Below are 16,843 nucleotides of genomic sequence, written 5' to 3'. Positions count from 1 at the left end.
GCCGTTCGCTCATGGCTGCAGGTGCGGCCGCACCTGCGCCGCCAGCAGGTAGCCACTGCCGCGCACGGTCTGGATCAGCCGCGGCGCCTTGCCGGTGTCGCGCAGGCGCTGGCGCAGGCGGCTGACCGCCATGTCGACGATGCGCTCCAGCGGCAGCACCTCGCGGCCGCGGGTGGCGTTGGCGATGGTGTCGCGGTCGAGGATCTGCTGCGGATGGTCGAGGAACAGCTTGAGCAGGGCGAAATCCGCGCCGCTGAGGAAGAACTCCTCGCCGTCCTCGTGGAACAGCCGGTGGCTGACCGTGTCCAGTCGCCAGTCCTCGAAGGCCAGTACGTCGCCACCGCGCACCTGGGTGAACTGCGCGCGGCGCAGCAGGGCCTTGATCCGCGCCAGCAGCTCGCGCGGGCTGAACGGCTTGCCCAGGTAGTCGTCGGCGCCCAGTTCCAGGCCGATCACCCGGTCGGCCTCGTCGGAACTGGCGGTGAGCATGATGATCGGCATGCAGGCCAGGCGCTGGTGGGAGCGAATCCAGCGACAGAGGCTGAAGCCGTCCTCGTCCGGCAGCATCACGTCGAGGATCGCCAGGCTCGCCTCCTCCTCGCACAGCGCCTGGCGGAAGTCGGCGCCCCGCGAGACGCTGCGGACCTGGAAGCCGGCGCGGCTCAGGTAGGTCTCCAGCAATTCGCGGATTTCCTGGTCATCGTCCACCAGCAGGATCGATCGTCCGTTCGCGCTCACGAGGCTCCTCCTTATGCGGTTGCTCGACGCCGACTCAGCCCTCGGCGTCCAGGGCCTGCTGCAGGGCGACCCCGGCGCCGAGCAGGCCCGGATGTTCGGCGGTCATGACCCACACCGGTACGTCCTGCAGGTAAGCGCCGCTAGTCTTGCCACGGCTGGCGAAGGCCTCGGCGAAGCCGCTGGCGATGAAACGCTCGAGGAAACGCGGGACGATGCCGCCGGTAATGTAGACGCCACCGAGCGCGCCGACGGTGAGCACCGCGTTGCCGGCGACCCGCGCCAGCCACAGGAAGAAGTGCTCCAGCACGGCGTCCGCCTGGGCGTCGCCGGCCATGGCCAGGGCACCGACTTCCGCCGCACTGCTCGCGCGTACGGCGACCCCGTCCAGGGCACAGCTGATTTCATAGAGGGCGAGCAGGCCGTTGCCGGACAGTGCGCGCTCGGCGGAGACATGTCCGTAGCGCGCCTGCAGGCCCTGCCAGAACGCGAAGTCGCGCGGCGAAGTGACCGGCAGGTCGACGTGCCCGCCCTCGCAGGGCAACACTTCCCAACGTCCCCCGCCCAGCGGCAGCAGGCTGCCGACGCCAAGGCCGGTGCCGGGACCGATGATCAGCCGGGCGCGATCCGCCTGGGCGCTGCCGGCGCGGACCTGCACCAGCTCGTCCGCGCCCAGCCGCGAGGCGGCCCAGGCCATGGTGCTGAAGTCGTTGACCAGCAGCAGGTGATCCAGCCCCAGCTCCTCGCGGAACGCGGCACGATTGATCACCCAGTGGTTGTTGGTGAAACGGAAATCGGCCGCCCCGACCGGACCGGCGCAGGCCAGGCAGACCGAGTCGATGTTCGCCACCGATTCGCCGATCCGCGCCAGGTAGTCGCGCACGGCCAGTTCAGGCCGCGGGTAGTCGGCGCAGGCGAGCACCTCGATGGATTCCAGGCGCTGCCCGCGCCAGAGCGCGAAACGCGCATTGGTGCCGCCGATATCGCCGACCAGGCCGAGGCCGCCGGCGCTTCTCTTGTTGTCGTTATTCATCGTCGTTGAACCGCAATGCCCCGCGCCAGGGCGGGACGGTCGGCAGATGTTGCCGGAGAGACAGCCGCCAGCCAAGCGCCGGCGGATATCGACCTATCAGAATCAGCGCCAGCCGTTGAGGCTCTCGGTAAAGCTGCAGGCGCCCTCTTCCGCGCTGCTCATGGCGTTGCGCATGAAGGCGAACAGCTCGCGGCCGCAACCGAGATTGCCGTCCTGCGGCGCCGGCTCCAGGCTGCGCGCCTGCCATTCGGCGTCGTCGACCAGCACCCGCAACTCGCCGTTCACCCCATCCACCCGCACCCGGTCGCCGTCGCGCAGGCGCGCCAGCGGACCGCCGGCGATGGCTTCCGGACTCACATGGATGGCCGCGGGCACCTTGCCCGACGCCCCGGACATGCGCCCGTCGGTGACCAGCGCCACCTTGAAGCCACGATCCTGCAGGACCCCGAGGAACGGCGTGAGCTTGTGCAGCTCCGGCATGCCGTTCGCCCGCGGGCCCTGGAAACGCACCACGGCGACCAGGTCGCGCTCCAGCTCGCCGGCCTTGAAGGCCGCGGCCAGGCTGGCCTGGTCGTGGAAGATCCGTACCGGCGCCTCGACCACCTGGTGTTCCGGCGCCACCGCCGAGACCTTCATCACGCCGCGACCGAGGTTGCCCTCCATCAGGCGCAAGCCGCCTTCGGCGGAGAACGGCTTGTCCAGCGGACGCAGGATGGCTTCGTCGAGACTCCGTTCCGGCCCTTCGCGCCAGACCAGCCGGCCATCCTCGAGGAACGGCTCGCGGGTGTAGCGGCGCAGGCCGGGGCCGGCGACGGTCTGTACGTCCTCGTGAAGCAGCCCGCCGTCGAGCAGTTGGCGGATCAGGAAGGACATGCCGCCGGCCGCCTGGAAGTGGTTGATGTCGGCCTGGCCGTTCGGATAGATGCGCGCCAGGGTCGGCACCACATGGGACAGCTCGGACATGTCCTGCCAGGTCAACTGGATGCCCGCCGCCTGGGCGATCGCCAGCAGGTGCAGGGTGTGGTTGGTCGAGCCGCCGGTGGCGAGCAGCGCCACCACCGAGTTGACGATGGCCTTCTCGTCGACGATCTCCGCCATCGGCACGTAGTTGCCGTTCTCGGGGGTCAGCCGGCTGGCCTGGCGTGCCGCTTCGCGGGTGAGTTCGTCGCGCAGCGGGGTGTTCGGGTTGACGAAGGAGGCACCGGGCAAGTGCAGGCCCATCACCTCCACCAGCAACTGGTTGGTATTGGCGGTGCCATAGAAGGTGCAGGTGCCGGGTGCATGGTAGGAGGCCATTTCCGAGGCCAGCAGCTCTTCGCGAGTGGCCTTGCCCTCGGCGAACAGTTGGCGCACCGCGGCCTTTTCCTTGTTGGAGATGCCGGTCGGCATCGGCCCGGCCGGGACGAACACGGTGGGCAGGTGGCCGAAGCGCAGCGAGCCGATCAGCAGGCCCGGCACGATCTTGTCGCAAACACCCAGGCACAGCGCTGCATCGAACATGTTGTGAGACAGCGCGATGGCGGTGGACATGGCGATCACGTCGCGGCTGGCCAGCGACAGTTCCATGCCCGGCTCGCCCTGGGTCACCCCGTCGCACATGGCCGGCACGCCGCCGGCGAACTGGCCGACCGAACCGATCTCGTGCAGCGCCTGCTTGATCAGCCCCGGAAAGCGCTCGAACGGCTGGTGCGCCGAGAGCATGTCGTTGTAGGCGGAAACGATGGCCACGTTGGCCTGGTTCATCAGCCGCAGGGTCTGCTTGTCGCTTTCGCCACAGGCCGCGACCCCGTGGGCGAGGTTGCCGCACGGCAGGGTGCCGCGGTGCGGCCCCTTGCTGGCCGCAGCCCGGACCATCTCGAGGTAGCGCTGGCGAGTGGCCGCGCTACGGGCCTGGATGCGGCGGGTGACTTCGAGCACACGAGGGTGCATGGCAGATTCTCCTACAGACTATCAATTGTTGTTTTTACAACATAATCATCGGTTGAAGGATGTTTACTTTTCTTTCTGGACGAAATGTAATGGTTTTTACCACAACAATAGAAAAGAGACGACCTCATTATGACTATCCGCCTGGCCATCAACGGCTTCGGTCGCATCGGCCGAAACGTTCTTCGCGCCCTGTATACCGGCCACTACCGCGAACAGTTGCAGGTAGTGGCGATCAATGACCTCGGCGACGCCGCGGTCAACGCCCACCTGTTCCAGTACGACAGCGTCCATGGACGCTTTCCCGGCGAGGTCGAGCACGATGCCGAAAGCCTGCGGGTGATGGGCGACCGCATCGCCGTCAGCGCCATCCGCAACCCGGCGGAACTGCCCTGGAAGAGCCTCGGCGTGGACATCGTGCTCGAGTGCACGGGGCTCTTCACCAGTCGCGACAAAGCCGCTGCCCACCTGCAGGCCGGCGCCGGCAAGGTGCTGATCTCGGCGCCCGGCAAGGACGTCGACGCCACCGTGGTCTACGGCGTCAACCACGAGGTGCTGCGCGCCTCCCATCGGATCGTCTCGAACGCCTCCTGCACCACCAACTGCCTGGCACCGGTGGCCCAGGTGCTGCATCGCGAGCTGGGCATCGAGCACGGCCTGATGACCACCATCCATGCCTACACCAACGACCAGAACCTCTCCGACGTGTACCACCCGGACCTGTACCGCGCACGTTCGGCGACTCAGTCGATGATCCCCACCAAGACCGGCGCCGCCGAGGCGGTCGGCCTGGTCCTGCCGGAACTCGCCGGCAAGCTTACCGGGCTGGCGGTGCGGGTGCCGGTGATCAACGTGTCGCTGGTCGATCTCACCGTGCAGGTGGCCCGGGATACCAGCGTAGACGAGGTCAACCGCCTGCTGCGCGAAGCCAGCGAGGGCTCTCCGGTGCTCGGCTACAACACCCAGCCGCTGGTGTCGGTGGATTTCAATCACGACCCGCGCTCGTCGATCTTCGACGCCAACCACACCAAGGTCAGCGGCCGGCTGGTCAAGGCGATGGCCTGGTACGACAACGAGTGGGGCTTCTCCAACCGCATGCTGGACAGCGCCCTGGCGCTGGCCGCCGCCCGCGACTGACGCGCCTCAGCGGAACTTGCGCCGACCGCGCGCCTGCAACGCCAGCAGGCGCAGGTCGGCCTCGGCGAGGATCAGTCGCTGCTCGGCCTTGTCCGCGCGCTTCCAGGCACGGATTTCCTGGCGCGTACGCCCGCAGCCACGGCACACGTCGGCATCGAACTCACAGATATTGATGCAAGGACTTTTCAAGCGTTCCCCCTTTTTCGGCGCGGACCGCAACCGGTCCTCGCCCGTCACTTCACGACAGGCGGCGGGTCGGCGTCCAGGAGGGAATGACTATCGGGCCGATCGAGCGGCCCGCGGTCACTCGGCCTCGGCGTCGCGCAGGCTTTCGTAGGCAGGCGCGGCATAGATGCCGGCCTCGACGCAGAGCGCCATGACCCGCGGCAGGTCCTGGGTATAGACCAGCACCGCCTGCAACTCGTCGTCCAGCGGCTCGCTGAAATCCACCAGCACGTAGCCGCCCTTTTCCGGATACATGCTGCTCAGTTGCACCTGGATACGGTTGAGGGCGACCAGCGGCTCGGTCTTGAGCAACTGCTTCGGCTTGATGTTGAACGCCACGTCCTTGCCGAAGGAGGCGACGATCCGGGCGAACAGCTCGGCATAGGTGTCGGCCTGGAACAGCACGATATCCGGCAGGCTACCGACCACCACCCACTCGCCGAGCGGGATCGGGAAGCTGTCGTCGTAGTTGATGTCCGGGTTGGCGGCGAGGAACCCTGCCGGATCGGCGTAGGCCTGGGCCGCCTCGTCGGCGATCCGCCGGATCTCCTCGGCGCCCATGCAGCCGGTGCTGATGAGGGTGATCAGTTCGTTCAGGGTCTCTTTCATGGGGAGTTCCAGGGTCGATGAAACGGAGCGGGCCGGCCTCGCCGGCGCGGCCGGATGAATTCTACAGGGTGGAACGACGGTCAGCGGCGCGGCCAGTCGTCGTCGGCGTCCAGTGCCTCGCGCTCCTCGCGCATGGCCTCCGCCAGGGCGCGCTCTTCGTCATCGGGATCGGCGCCCGCGACAGCCTCCGCGACGGCAGGCTCGACGGCTTGCTCCGCGACCACGGGAATCGGCCCAGCCGCTGGCTCGGCGGACTCGTCGCCCTGCTCCGAGGGCTCCGGAGGGTCGAGCAGGTCGTCGAAGTCGGTCTTCAGGCCCTGCTCCATCTCGTCCAGTTCCAGCAGCAGGCTGCGGAAGCTGGTTTCCTCGCGCGGCTTCTCCGGCTCGCCGGCCTCCCCCTCGATCTCCTCGAGGCTTTCCCCGGCCTCGGCGATGGCGCGATCGGCCAGGGCCTGGATCGAGGCAGGAATCGCATCCTCGTCGAGATCGTCGCGCGGCGGCTGCGCCGCGGGCGCCACTTCGACCGGCGGTTCCGGCTCGGGCTCCATCTCGCGCAGCGCCGACAGCGGCGGCAGCTCGTCGAGGCTCTTCAGGTTGAAATAATCGAGGAACGCCTTGGTAGTCGCCAGCATCGCCGGGCGCCCCGGCACCTCGCGGTAGCCAACGATGCGGATCCACTCCCGCTCCATCAGCGTCTTGACGATCTGGGTGTTCACCGCCACGCCGCGGATCTCCTCGATCTCGCCACGGGTGATCGGCTGGCGGTAGGCGATCAGCACCAGGGTTTCCAGGAGCGCGCGCGAATAGCGCTGCGGACGCTCCTCCCAGAGGCGGCCGACCCACGGCGAGAAACGCTCGCGAATCTGCAGGCGATACCCGGACGCGACTTCCTTCAGCTCGAAGGAACGCCCCGCGCAGGACAGCGCCAGGATCGCCAGGGCGTCGCGGAACTGCCCCGGTTCCGGCCGCTCGGCCTCGTCGAACAGCTCGGCCAGGCGTTCCAGCGACAGCGGCTTGCCGGCCGCGAGGAGGATGCCTTCGAGCAGGGTGGCGAGTTCGTGGGGATCGGACAGGTTCATCGTCGCAACGGATACCGGAGCCAGGAAGAGGGAAAGATAGCGGAATCGGGCATGCAGCTTAACAGGCCACGGCAGGGAGCGAAGCCGGAAGCTCGGAAAAGGCGACCGTCCGCAGGAGGACGAACGGCCAGCGGCGCGCTCACTCGAAATCGTCTTCCAGGGCTTCCTCCAGGGTTTCGCCTTCCTCCGCTTCGCGGGCTATCCGCAGGCGCACATGGATGGCGCCGAAAGCCTCGTTCTGCACCAGTTCCACCATCTGCTCCTTGACCAGTTCGAGGATCGCCATGAAGGTGACCACCACGCCGAGCTTGCCCTCCTCCAGGGTGAACAACTGGATGAAGGGCACGAAGGCGCCGCCTTTCAGGCGCTCCAGCACTTCGCTCATGCGTTCGCGGGTGGACAGTACCTCGCGGGTCACCTGGTGGCTCTCGAACAGGTCGGCGCGGCGCAGCATCTCGCCCATCACCAGCATCAGCTCCTGCAGCGCCAGCTCCGGCAGCAGCTTGCGCGCCCGCGCCTCGGGAGCAGCCACCGCCGGCACCAGCACGTCGCGGCCGACCCGGGGCAGTTCGTCGAGGTCTTCGGCGGCCTTCTTGAACCGTTCGTACTCCTGCAGGCGGCGGATCAGCTCGGCCCGTGGATCTTCCTCTTCCTCCTCGGCTTCCGCCGAGCGCGGCAGCAACATGCGCGACTTGATCTCCGCCAGCATCGCCGCCATCACCAGGTACTCGGCGGCCAGCTCCAGGCGCACCGCCTTCATCAGCTCGACATAGCCCATGTACTGGCGGGTGATTTCCGCCACCGGGATATCCAGGATGTCGATGTTCTGCTTGCGGATCAGGTACAGCAGCAGGTCGAGCGGGCCCTCGAAGGCCTCGAGGAAGACCTCCAGCGCGTCCGGCGGGATATAGAGGTCCTGCGGCAGCTCGGTGACCGCCTCGCCGTAGACCAGCGCCAGTTGCAGCGGCACCCGCTCGGCGGCGGGTTCGGCTGGAGGGGTGTCGGCGTTGGCCGGGTTATCGTCCTGCATCGGTAGGCTCGTGGTGGGCGGATTCGGGCGGCGCTCAGGCCGGCTGCATGAACGGCGCCGGATCGCCGCAACCCACGCGGATCACTTCGGGATCGGTGTCGGTCAGGCTGATCACGGTGGAAGCCTCGCCGCCGCCATAGCCCCCGTCCACGATCAGGTCGACCTGGTGTTCCAGCACCTGGCGCATTTCATAGGGATCGTTCAGCGGCTCGCCGCTGCCGGGCATGATCAGGCTCACGCTCATCAGCGGTTCGCCCAGTTCCTCCAGCAGCGCCCGGGCGATCGGACAGTTCGGCACGCGCAGGCCGATGGTGCGGCGCTTGGGGTGCAGGAGCATGCGCGGCACCTCGCGGGTGGCGCTGAGGATAAAGGTGTAGGGACCGGGGGTGTGCGCCTTGAGCAGGCGGAACAGGCCGGTGTCGACCTTGGCATAGACGCCCAGCTCGGAAAGGTCGCGGCAGACCAGGGTGAAGTTGTGCTTGTCGTCCAGTTGGCGGATGCGGCGGATGCGATCCACCGCGGTCTTTTCGCCGATGCGGCAGCCCAGGGCATAGGACGAGTCGGTGGGATAGACGATCACCCCACCCTGGCGGACGATTTCCACCGCCTGCTTGACCAGCCGCGGCTGGGGATTTTCCGGATGGATCTGGAAGAACTGGCTCATTCGGCCCCCTTGGCTTCGGAATGACGTTCGGTATCGCGAAAATGCCTGGCGAAACGCGGCCACATGGCCGGAAGGTCCTCTGGAACCGCACGGTACATGCCCAGTTCGGACCAGTCGCCCGGCGCGTGGAAATCGCTGCCGGCGGTGACCATCAGGCCGAACTCGCGGGCCAGGATCGACAGGGTACCGACCTGTTCGGCCGGCTGCACGCCATTGACCACCTCGATGGCGTGTCCGCCGGCCTGGAGAAAGTCGGCGACCAGGCGCCGGCGCTTGGTCCGGGTGAAATCATAATGATACGGGTGCGCCAGGCTGATCCAGGCGCGCGCCTCGCGCAGGCAGCCGACCACTTCCTCCAGGGTCGGCCAGTGCTGCTTGACGTCTCCCAGCTTGCCGGCCCCCAGCCACTTGCGGAACGCGTCGGCGCGATCCTTGACCCAGCCGCCCTGGACCAGGAACTCGGCGAAATGCGGCCGCGCCGGCGCGTTGCCGCTGTCGCCCAGGGCCCGCTGGATCGCCCGCGCGCCCTCCAGCGCACCGGGCATACCCTTGGCCGCAAGCCGCCGGTCGATTTCCTCGGCGCGCGCCCAGCGGCCCCGGTGCAGGGCTTCGGTCGCCTGGCGCAGGGGAGCGGCGTCGAGGTCGAAACCGTAGCCCAGCACATGAATGGTGGCACCGCCCCAGGTGCAGGACAGCTCGACACCGTTGACCAGTTCGATACCGAGTCGAGCGGCCGCCTGGTGGGCTTCCGGCAGGCCTTCCAGGGTGTCGTGGTCGGTCAGCGCCAGCAGCCCGACGCCTTTCTCGTGGGCCCGCTGCACCAGGGCGGCGGGCGCGAGCACGCCATCGGAGGCGGTACTGTGGCAATGCAGATCGACACGCATGGCTGAATCCTGATTCCAGTGAAGAATGGTGATGAAGCAACGCCGATTCGTTGCCTCGCGGTATCGAGACGTACCGTTCATGGGTCCGGGGAGCCTGCTCCACCTGGCGAATGCGCCTGCGGCACAGGCCTGACGCATTCGGAAAGACAGGATGACTGTTTCAGAACATCCAGAGGTTGCTATTATGCCGTTTCAACCGTGTCCTGACTGCCACCATGAAGCAATTCATCGATTTCATCCCACTGATCCTGTTCTTCATCGTCTACAAGATAGACCCTCAGAACGTCGAGTTCGCCGGGTTCAATCTGAGTGGCATCTACGGCGCGACCGCGACCCTGATCCTCGCCTCGGTGATCGTCTACGGCGCCCTCTGGCTCAAGCACCGCCACCTGGAAAAGAGCCAGTGGTTCACCCTCGGCGCCTGCCTGGTCCTCGGCGGCCTGACCCTGGCCTTCCACGAGGACACCTTCCTCAAGTGGAAGGCGCCGCTGGTCAACTGGCTGTTCGCCCTGGCCTTCGCCGGCAGTCACTTCATCGGCGACAAGCCGATGATCCAGCGCATCATGGGCCATGCCATCCAGTTGCCGCAGGGCCTCTGGGTGCGCCTGAACATCGCCTGGGTGGTGTTCTTCCTGGTGTGCGGCTTCGCCAACCTGTACGTGGTCTTCACCTATCCGAACTTCTGGGTGGACTTCAAGGTGTTCGGCAGCCTCGGCATGACCTTGCTGTTCCTGATCGGCCAGGGCCTGTTCCTGGCTCGCCACCTGCACGACGCCGATACCGGCGAAAAGCCCAAGGACTGACATGCTCTACGCGATCATCGCCCGTGACATCCCCGCTTCCCAGGAACGCCGCCTGGCCAGCCGCCCGGCCCACCTGGCCCGTCTCGAACAGCTAAAGGAAGAAGGCCGCCTGGTACTCGCCGGCCCGCACCCGGCGATCGACAGCAACGACCCGGGCGCCGCCGGCTTCACCGGCAGCCTGATCGTCGCCGAATTCGATTCGCTGGCCGCGGCGCAGAGCTGGGCCGAGGCCGATCCCTACCGGGCCGCCGGGGTGTACGCCGAGGTGGTGGTCAAGCCGTTCAAGAAAGTCCTGCCCTGAGGCAGTCGCCGGGTACCGGCGGCCGGCCCGGTCGCCCTCCCGGCAAACGTTTTCGCACCGGACGCCGCTTTCCGGTGCCCGCCGCAGCGCAACCAGGCCGGCCCGGCGCTTTCGCCAAGCCGGAAGGGCGAACCGGAAGACAGTGCAATCCGTCGCTTCATCGGTACAAGGAGTCATGATGCGTCCATCCGCTGCCCATTGCCTGCTGCTGAGCCTGGGAGCTTCCCTGGCCCTGGCCGAGGAACCCGCGCCAGCACCGATTCCAGCCGCGCAACCTTCCATTACGCAGGCTACCGCCGAACTGGAGCGCCGCCTGGTGGAAACGGAACGCCAGCGCGACGAACTGGTCAGTCGTATGCGCCAGGAGAACCGCCAGTTGCGCGAGCAGCTGCAGGCGGCCCAGGCGCAGCGGCAACCGCCACTGCTCACGGAAGAGCAGACCTGGTATGTCGCCGGCGCCGCCACGGCCCTGCTCGCGTTCGTCCTCGGTGCCCTGAGCCGCGGCCGCCGGCGACAGCGACGCGAATGGATCAATTGAGCGACACTCGATGAGCGAACTGCTGTTGATCGACGATGACCGGGAGCTCTGCGAGCTGCTCGGTACCTGGCTGGTCCAGGAAGGTTTCTCCGTGCGTGCCAGCCACGACGGCGCCCAGGCCCGTCGCGCCCTCGCCGAGCAGACACCGGATGCCGTGGTGCTCGACGTGATGCTGCCGGACGGCAGCGGCCTGGAACTGCTCAAGCAACTGCGCGGCGACCATCCCGACCTGCCGGTGCTGATGCTGTCCGCCCGCGGCGAGCCGCTGGACCGCATCCTCGGTCTGGAACTGGGCGCCGACGACTACCTGGCCAAGCCCTGCGACCCGCGCGAACTCACCGCACGGCTGCGCGCCGTGCTGCGGCGAACCCACCCGGCGCAACCCAGCGCGCAGATGCAACTGGGCGACCTGTCGCTGAACCTGACGCGCGGCGTGGCGCAGATCGACGGCCAGGAGATCAGCCTGACCCTTTCCGAAAGCCGCATCCTCGAAGCGCTCCTGCGCCAGCCCGGCGAGCCGCTGGACAAGCAGGCCCTGGCGCAACTGGCGCTGGGCCGCAAGCTGACCCTCTACGACCGCAGCCTGGACATGCACGTCAGCAACCTGCGCAAGAAGCTCGGCAGCCACCCCGACGGCAGCCCGCGCATCCTCGCCCTGCGCGGCCGCGGCTACTACTACAGCCACTGAGCGGGTTTCGTCAGCCCGCCGACACAAGGTCTTTACCCAAGCTTTACCCAGGGCTGACCGCGCTTGACCTTGACCTCCCTAGACTGGGCTCATCCGGTAAATGGCCGGACCCAGAAAGGAGAAACACCATGCGCAAGACGCTAACCGCCCTGTTCATCGCCGCCGCCCTGCCGACCTTCGCCATGGCCGCGCCCGCCGCCAACGACCTGCCACCCCCGCCGATGGAAGGCGGCCACATGATGGGCCAGCACGGTCCCCGGCATGGCGGCCCGATGAAGGAACTGGACCTGACCCGCGAACAGCGCCAGCAGATGGGCAAACTGATGGGCGAACAAATGAAGGCCCGCCACGAGATCACCCAGCGCTACCTGGCCAAGCTGCCGGCGGCCGAGCAGAAGGCCCTGAAGGACGAACTCAAGGCCAGCCACGAGAAGACCCAGAAGGACATCCGCGCCCTGCTCACCCCCGAGCAGCAGAAGAAGTTCGACGAACTGCAGAAGAAGCGCGAGCAGCGCAAGGCAGAGTGGGCCGAATTCCAGCAATGGAAGGCCGACAAGAAGTCCAACTGACGTCCGAGCCACCGCTACCGGGTCCTCCGGTAGCGGTCTTCCGACCAGCCGGAATCGCATATCCTAGGGGTTTACCCTCGCGGCCGGCCCAACATGCGATTCAACAGGAAAACCATGCGTTCACTCTTCTGGCGAATCCTCGCCGCCTTCTGGCTGGCCCTGCTGCTGGTCGCCGGGCTGTCCATCCTGCTGGGTCGTGCGCTGAACCAGGACACCTGGATCATAGCCCGCCATCCTGGCCTGAAGGATCTCGCCGAGCAGTGGACCGCCCTCTACGAAGAACAGGGCAGCTACGCGGCCCAGGGCTTGCTGGAGCAACGCCGTCGCGACTACGGGATTTCCATCCAGGTGCTCGATGAAAGCGGCCAGCGCCTGGTCGACGGCACCTACCTGCCGCGCCCTCACCACCGCCCGCCGCGCACCAGCGACCGCAACCTGCCGCGCTTCCCCTGGCGCCAGCTGAGCCAGGAATACGTCAGCCCGCAGAGCAACCATACCTATCTGTTCATCTACCGCATCCCGCACCCGGAGCTGGAGGCCTGGCACCGCGGCAGCCTGCTCTGGCCGCTCAGCGCGCTGGGCATCGCACTGGTGGTGCTGACCCTGTTCAGCCTGCTGCTGACGCTGTCCATCACCCGTCCGCTGAACCGTCTGCGGCGCGCCGTGCACGACCTCGGCCAGACCGCCTACCAGAAGGACAGCCTGGCCCGCCTGGCGCGGCGCGGCGATGAACTGGGCACCCTGGCGCGCGATTTCAACCGCATGGGCGAACGCCTGCAAAGCCTGATCGGCAGCCAGCGTCAGTTGCTCCGCGACGTATCCCACGAACTGCGCTCGCCGCTGGCTCGCCTGCGCATCGCCCTGGCCCTGGCCGAACGCGCCGAACCGGAAGCGCGGGCGCAGATGTGGCCGCGCCTGGAACAGGAATGCGACCGCCTGGAAGCGCTGATCGGCGAGATCCTCGCCCTCGCCCGGCTCGACGCCGAACCCGGCGCGAGCCAACGGATCGCCCTGCTACCGCTGCTCCAGCGGCTGCGCGAAGACGCCCTGCTGCTGGCTCCGGAACAGGATATCCGCCTGGAGGTGGCGCCTGACCTGAGCATCGACGGCTGGCCGGACATGTTCGAACGCGCGGTAGACAACCTGCTGCGCAACGCCGTGCGCTTCAACCCCGTCGGCCAACCCCTGGAGGTGCGTGCCAGCAGCGCCGGCGACTACCTGCGCCTGAGCGTCCGCGACCATGGGCCAGGCATCGCCGCCGAACTGCAGGAGCAGTTGGGCGAGCCGTTCTTCCGCGCACCCAACCAGAGCAGCCCGGGACACGGCCTGGGCCTGGCCATCGCCCGCCGCGCCATCGAGCGTCACGGCGGGCACCTGCGCCTGGGCAACCATCCCGACGGCGGCTTCATCGCCACCCTCAGCCTGCCGCTACGGCGCAAGGCGACCGAATGACGCCGCGCCCAGATGAACAATTCCCCAGGAGCATCCGGCATGACTCTTCCCGCTTCGTTGTTCCTCGATGAACGCCCGCTCGCCCAGGCCATCGCGCCGCCGCCGGAACCTCCCGGCGACGAACCGCAATCGCTGGTCCTGGCGGTCGAGCTGGGACAGGTCGCCCAGCAACTGCGGCATCGCTGGGCGCGCCTCGACCTGAACCTGCCGGAACGCGGCACCTGGCCGCTGGAAAGCTGGCGCCCGGCCTTGCACGAGGCGCTCTACGGCCTGCTCGGCGGCGCCGCGCAGGCCCGCCCGTGGCAGCGCATCACACTGAATCCGGCGCTGGACGCACGCCACGGCCGGCTGCGCCTGGACATCCTCGGCCAGGCGGAAGAAGGCCGGCGCTGGCTGCCGGCGGCCGTGGAAGCCGCCCGACAACTGGCCGGCTGGCAGGGCGGACGACTGCTCTGGCACGCCCAGGGCGCGTATTGGTGCGTACGCCTGCTGTTGCCGCTCAGCCCGGCCAGGCGCTGACGAAGGCCGACGGGTCGAGTTCCACCGGCGTGCGCAACTCGCCCATCGGCGTACCCAGGTAGACGAAGCCGATGATCCGCTCCTGCTCGCCGAGCCCCAGGCCGGCGTGCACCACCGGATCGGTGGCCATCTCGCCGGTCCGCCACATCGCCCCCAGTCCCTGGGCATAGGCGCCCAGCACCAGGCCGTGGGCGGCGCAGCCGGCAGCCAGCAGTTGCTCAGCGTGCGGCACCTTCGGGTGGTCCTGCAGGCAAGCGACCGCCACGACCAGCAGCGGTGCGCGCAGCGGCATGTTGCGGGCCTTGGCCAGCGCTTCCTCGGCGGCGTCCGGCTGGCGGCTCGCCAGGGCGCGGGCGTAGAGGTCGCCCAGGGCCCGGCGGCCTTCGCCCTCTACCAGGATGAAGCGCCAGGGCCGCAGTTGCCCGTGGTCCGGGGCACGCAAGGCGACCCGGAACAGCCGGTCGAGCTGCTCCGGCGAGGGCGCGGGATCGCTCAGGCGGGCGTGGGAAACGCGAGTGAGCAAGGCGTCGAGAGCCTCCATGGGCGAACTCCTGTCAGAAACGAAATCGCCATTGTAGACGCAATCGCCAGGCTCACGCCCGCTCTCAGGCGACCCGTCCCGGCGCCAGGTGCGGCTGCAGCGGCGGGGTCAGCGGCGGCAGGCCGTAGGCGGCGCGCGCGGCATCGCAGGCCGGGTTGGGCTGGCCGTTGGCCCAGGCCGCCTCGAACTCGCGGCAGGTACTCGAGCGCTGCTCGTAGACGGTGCAGCGAACGCCGCAACCGACCTCACCGAGCAGCCCGACGCAGCGTGCCGGCTTGTTCTCGGTACCGCTCATGGCAACCATCTGCGGGCTGATGCGGACGGTCAGTTCGTCGGGCACGACGCCACCTGCGGAACGGCACTCGCCCCAATAGAAAGACACACGAAAATGCGCACAGCAGGCGCCGCAGGTAAGACACGGATTGTCAGTGGACATGGTTGGCAGAACACCAGAGAAACCGGCGAGCGCCGGCGGGCGAAGCGAGATTCTAGCGATTTCGCGGCAGCTGTGAAGAGGGGTGCAGCGGCAGATTTACTCTCCGCGGACGGCTGGTAGAATGGCCGGTCCGCCACAGCCCAGAGCCCCACGATCCATGGCCTTGCCGACCCTACGTATCCTCGGTTTCATCATCGGCATCTTCCTGATCACTCTGGCCGCCAGCATGCTGGTCCCGATCCTGACCATGCTCGCCTTCGACCGTACCGAAGGCATCCAGGCATTCATCTGGTCCAGCGTCGCCACCTTCGTCACCGGCCTCGGCCTGGTCCTGCCGGGACGTCCCGAGCATGTCCACCTGCGCCCGCGGGACATGTACATGCTCACCGTATCGAGCTGGGTGCTGGTATGCATCTTCGCCGCCCTGCCGTTCGTCCTGCAGCAGCACATCAGCTACACCGATGCCTTCTTCGAAAGCATGTCGGGAATCACCGCCACCGGCTCCACCGTGCTCAGCGGGCTGGACGACATGTCCCCGGGCATCCTCATCTGGCGCTCTCTGCTGCACTGGCTGGGCGGCATCGGCTTCATCGCCATGGCCGTGGCGATCCTGCCGATGCTGCGGATCGGCGGCATGCGCCTGTTCCAGACCGAATCCTCGGACCGCTCGGAAAAGGTCCTGCCACGCTCGCACATGGTCGCCAAGTACATCGTCGCCACCTATGTCGGCATCACCCTGCTCGGCAGCCTGGCCTTCTGGGGCGCGGGCATGAGCCCGTTCGACGCGGTCAACCACGCCATGTCGGCGATTTCCACCGGCGGTTTCTCCACCTCCGACCAATCCCTGGCCAAGTGGAAGCAGCCAGCGGTGCACTGGACCGCGGTAGTGGTGATGATCCTCGGCAGCCTGCCGTTCGCGCTCTACGTCGCCACCCTGCGCGGACACCGCAAGGCGCTGATCAAGGACCAGCAGGTCCGCGGCCTGCTCGGCCTGCTGCTGGTGACCTGGCTGCTGATGGGCACCTGGTACGCGGTAACCTCCAAGCTGCCCTGGATGGATGCTTTCCGCATCGTCGCAGTGAACGTCACCTCGGTGGTCACCACCACCGGCTTCGCCCTCGGCGACTACAGCATGTGGGGGCACTTCTCGATCATGCTGTTCTTCTACCTCGGCTTCATCGGCGGTTGCTCCGGTTCTACCGCCGGCGGTATCAAGATCTTCCGCTTCCAGGTCGCCTATACCCTGCTCAAGGCCAACCTCTACCAGTTGATCCATCCGCGCGCAGTGCTCAAGCAGAACTACAACGGCCATCGCCTGGACGAGGAAATCGTCCGCTCGATCCTGACCTTCTCGTTCTTCTTCGCGATCGTCGTCTGCCTGCTCGCCCTCGGCCTGTCGCTGATCGGCCTGGACTGGATGACCGCGCTCACCGGCGCCGCCAGTACCGTGGCCGGCGTAGGCCCGGGGATGGGGCCCATCATCGGCCCCTCGGGCAACTTCGCCAGCCTGCCGGACGCCGCCAAGTGGCTGCTGGCAGCCGGCATGCTGCTCGGTCGCCTGGAGATCATCACCGTGCTGGTCCTGCTGACCCCGGCGTTCTGGCGCCACTGAGCGCTCACGGGCCTGTCTGCAATGGCTCTACTCAGGGACTGAAAAGCCGGTGTAAGCTTCTG

Annotated in this window: 20 protein-coding genes; 9 read left to right on the top strand and 11 right to left on the bottom strand. The window is 67.5% G+C overall.

The window, feature by feature from the left end; translation table 11 throughout:
• Positions 1-9: 9 nt before the first annotated feature.
• The 3 genes from gltR to edd all read right to left on the bottom strand — a co-directional run bounded on the left by gltR (position 10) and on the right by edd (position 3,697).
• Entirely contained in the window at positions 10-738 is a 729-nt protein-coding gene (gene gltR / locus ACM0M4_RS09990) for a two-component system response regulator GltR (protein WP_003091475.1), read from the bottom strand.
• A 34-nt stretch (positions 739-772) separates the two neighbouring features.
• Positions 773-1,768, bottom strand: a complete 996-nt coding sequence (locus ACM0M4_RS09985; protein ID WP_115288739.1) for a glucokinase — start codon at positions 1,766-1,768, stop codon at positions 773-775.
• Between the two features lie 102 nt (positions 1,769-1,870).
• Complete coding sequence (gene edd / locus ACM0M4_RS09980) at positions 1,871-3,697, bottom strand: phosphogluconate dehydratase (protein WP_003091478.1); 1,827 nt, start codon at positions 3,695-3,697, stop codon at positions 1,871-1,873.
• Between the two features lie 129 nt (positions 3,698-3,826).
• Here edd and gap point away from each other — a divergent pair, with 129 nt between their 5' ends.
• Positions 3,827-4,831, top strand: a complete 1,005-nt coding sequence (gap, locus tag ACM0M4_RS09975; protein ID WP_003091480.1) for a type I glyceraldehyde-3-phosphate dehydrogenase — start codon at positions 3,827-3,829, stop codon at positions 4,829-4,831.
• A gap of 6 nt (positions 4,832-4,837) precedes the next feature.
• Here the strand turns inward: gap and ACM0M4_RS09970 are convergent, their stop codons facing one another.
• The 6 genes from ACM0M4_RS09970 to ACM0M4_RS09945 all read right to left on the bottom strand — a co-directional run bounded on the left by ACM0M4_RS09970 (position 4,838) and on the right by ACM0M4_RS09945 (position 9,322).
• Complete coding sequence (locus tag ACM0M4_RS09970) at positions 4,838-5,020, bottom strand: DUF1289 domain-containing protein (RefSeq protein WP_003091481.1); 183 nt, start codon at positions 5,018-5,020, stop codon at positions 4,838-4,840.
• Between the two features lie 114 nt (positions 5,021-5,134).
• Positions 5,135-5,665 carry a hypothetical protein gene (locus ACM0M4_RS09965; RefSeq protein ID WP_003114836.1) on the bottom strand — a complete coding sequence of 177 codons (531 nt, stop codon included), beginning with the start codon at positions 5,663-5,665 and terminating at the stop codon, positions 5,135-5,137.
• An 80-nt stretch (positions 5,666-5,745) separates the two neighbouring features.
• A complete protein-coding gene (gene scpB / locus ACM0M4_RS09960; RefSeq protein ID WP_003114835.1) occupies positions 5,746-6,744 on the bottom strand; it encodes an SMC-Scp complex subunit ScpB in 999 nt (332 codons plus the stop codon).
• 139 nt (positions 6,745-6,883) lie between these two features.
• Positions 6,884-7,636: a segregation and condensation protein A gene (locus tag ACM0M4_RS09955; RefSeq protein ID WP_003124353.1), complete on the bottom strand. Its 753-nt coding sequence runs from the start codon at positions 7,634-7,636 to the stop codon at positions 6,884-6,886.
• Between the two features lie 172 nt (positions 7,637-7,808).
• Entirely contained in the window at positions 7,809-8,438 is a 630-nt protein-coding gene (locus ACM0M4_RS09950; protein WP_003091486.1) for an L-threonylcarbamoyladenylate synthase, read from the bottom strand.
• Complete coding sequence (locus tag ACM0M4_RS09945; RefSeq protein WP_003091487.1) at positions 8,435-9,322, bottom strand: PHP domain-containing protein; 888 nt, start codon at positions 9,320-9,322, stop codon at positions 8,435-8,437. The genes ACM0M4_RS09950 and ACM0M4_RS09945 overlap by 4 nt, the downstream gene beginning before the upstream one ends.
• 215 nt (positions 9,323-9,537) lie before the next feature.
• On the opposite strand from ACM0M4_RS09945, the gene ACM0M4_RS09940 reads away from it, so the two are divergent.
• The 7 genes from ACM0M4_RS09940 (at position 9,538) to ACM0M4_RS09910 (ending at position 14,192) form a co-directional block, all read left to right on the top strand.
• The gene (locus tag ACM0M4_RS09940) at positions 9,538-10,125 is read left to right on the top strand and encodes a septation protein A (RefSeq protein ID WP_003091488.1); all 588 of its coding nucleotides are present in this window, start codon (positions 9,538-9,540) and stop codon (positions 10,123-10,125) included.
• A 1-nt stretch (position 10,126) separates the two neighbouring features.
• Positions 10,127-10,426 (top strand): YciI family protein, encoded by a 300-nt coding sequence (locus tag ACM0M4_RS09935; RefSeq protein ID WP_003091489.1) that lies wholly within the window; start codon positions 10,127-10,129, stop codon positions 10,424-10,426.
• Between the two features lie 175 nt (positions 10,427-10,601).
• Positions 10,602-10,964, top strand: coding sequence for a hypothetical protein (locus tag ACM0M4_RS09930; RefSeq protein WP_003114832.1), 363 nt, complete (start codon positions 10,602-10,604; stop codon positions 10,962-10,964).
• 10 nt (positions 10,965-10,974) lie between these two features.
• Entirely contained in the window at positions 10,975-11,652 is a 678-nt protein-coding gene (locus tag ACM0M4_RS09925; protein ID WP_003091491.1) for a response regulator transcription factor, read from the top strand.
• A 128-nt stretch (positions 11,653-11,780) separates the two neighbouring features.
• Positions 11,781-12,221 (top strand): Spy/CpxP family protein refolding chaperone, encoded by a 441-nt coding sequence (locus tag ACM0M4_RS09920; protein WP_003114831.1) that lies wholly within the window; start codon positions 11,781-11,783, stop codon positions 12,219-12,221.
• Positions 12,222-12,335: 114 nt separating this feature from the next.
• Positions 12,336-13,673 (top strand): sensor histidine kinase, encoded by a 1,338-nt coding sequence (locus ACM0M4_RS09915; RefSeq protein ID WP_003114830.1) that lies wholly within the window; start codon positions 12,336-12,338, stop codon positions 13,671-13,673.
• A gap of 39 nt (positions 13,674-13,712) precedes the next feature.
• Entirely contained in the window at positions 13,713-14,192 is a 480-nt protein-coding gene (locus tag ACM0M4_RS09910) for a hypothetical protein (protein WP_033949542.1), read from the top strand.
• Here the strand turns inward: ACM0M4_RS09910 and ACM0M4_RS09905 are convergent.
• Positions 14,173-14,733 carry a nitroreductase family protein gene (locus tag ACM0M4_RS09905; RefSeq protein ID WP_115288738.1) on the bottom strand — a complete coding sequence of 187 codons (561 nt, stop codon included), beginning with the start codon at positions 14,731-14,733 and terminating at the stop codon, positions 14,173-14,175. The genes ACM0M4_RS09910 and ACM0M4_RS09905 overlap by 20 nt on opposite strands.
• Before the next feature lie 64 nt (positions 14,734-14,797).
• Complete coding sequence (locus ACM0M4_RS09900; RefSeq protein ID WP_003114826.1) at positions 14,798-15,169, bottom strand: YkgJ family cysteine cluster protein; 372 nt, start codon at positions 15,167-15,169, stop codon at positions 14,798-14,800.
• 157 nt (positions 15,170-15,326) lie between these two features.
• Here ACM0M4_RS09900 and ACM0M4_RS09895 point away from each other — a divergent pair, with 157 nt between their 5' ends.
• A complete protein-coding gene (locus ACM0M4_RS09895; protein ID WP_003114825.1) occupies positions 15,327-16,781 on the top strand; it encodes a TrkH family potassium uptake protein in 1,455 nt (484 codons plus the stop codon).
• Positions 16,782-16,843 lie beyond the last annotated feature (62 nt).

This window comes from Pseudomonas sp. 18-147, assembly GCF_051048045.1.
In the GTDB taxonomy this organism is placed as follows: domain Bacteria; phylum Pseudomonadota; class Gammaproteobacteria; order Pseudomonadales; family Pseudomonadaceae; genus Pseudomonas; species Pseudomonas aeruginosa.
This window is presented reverse-complemented; position numbering and strand designations above follow the sequence as displayed.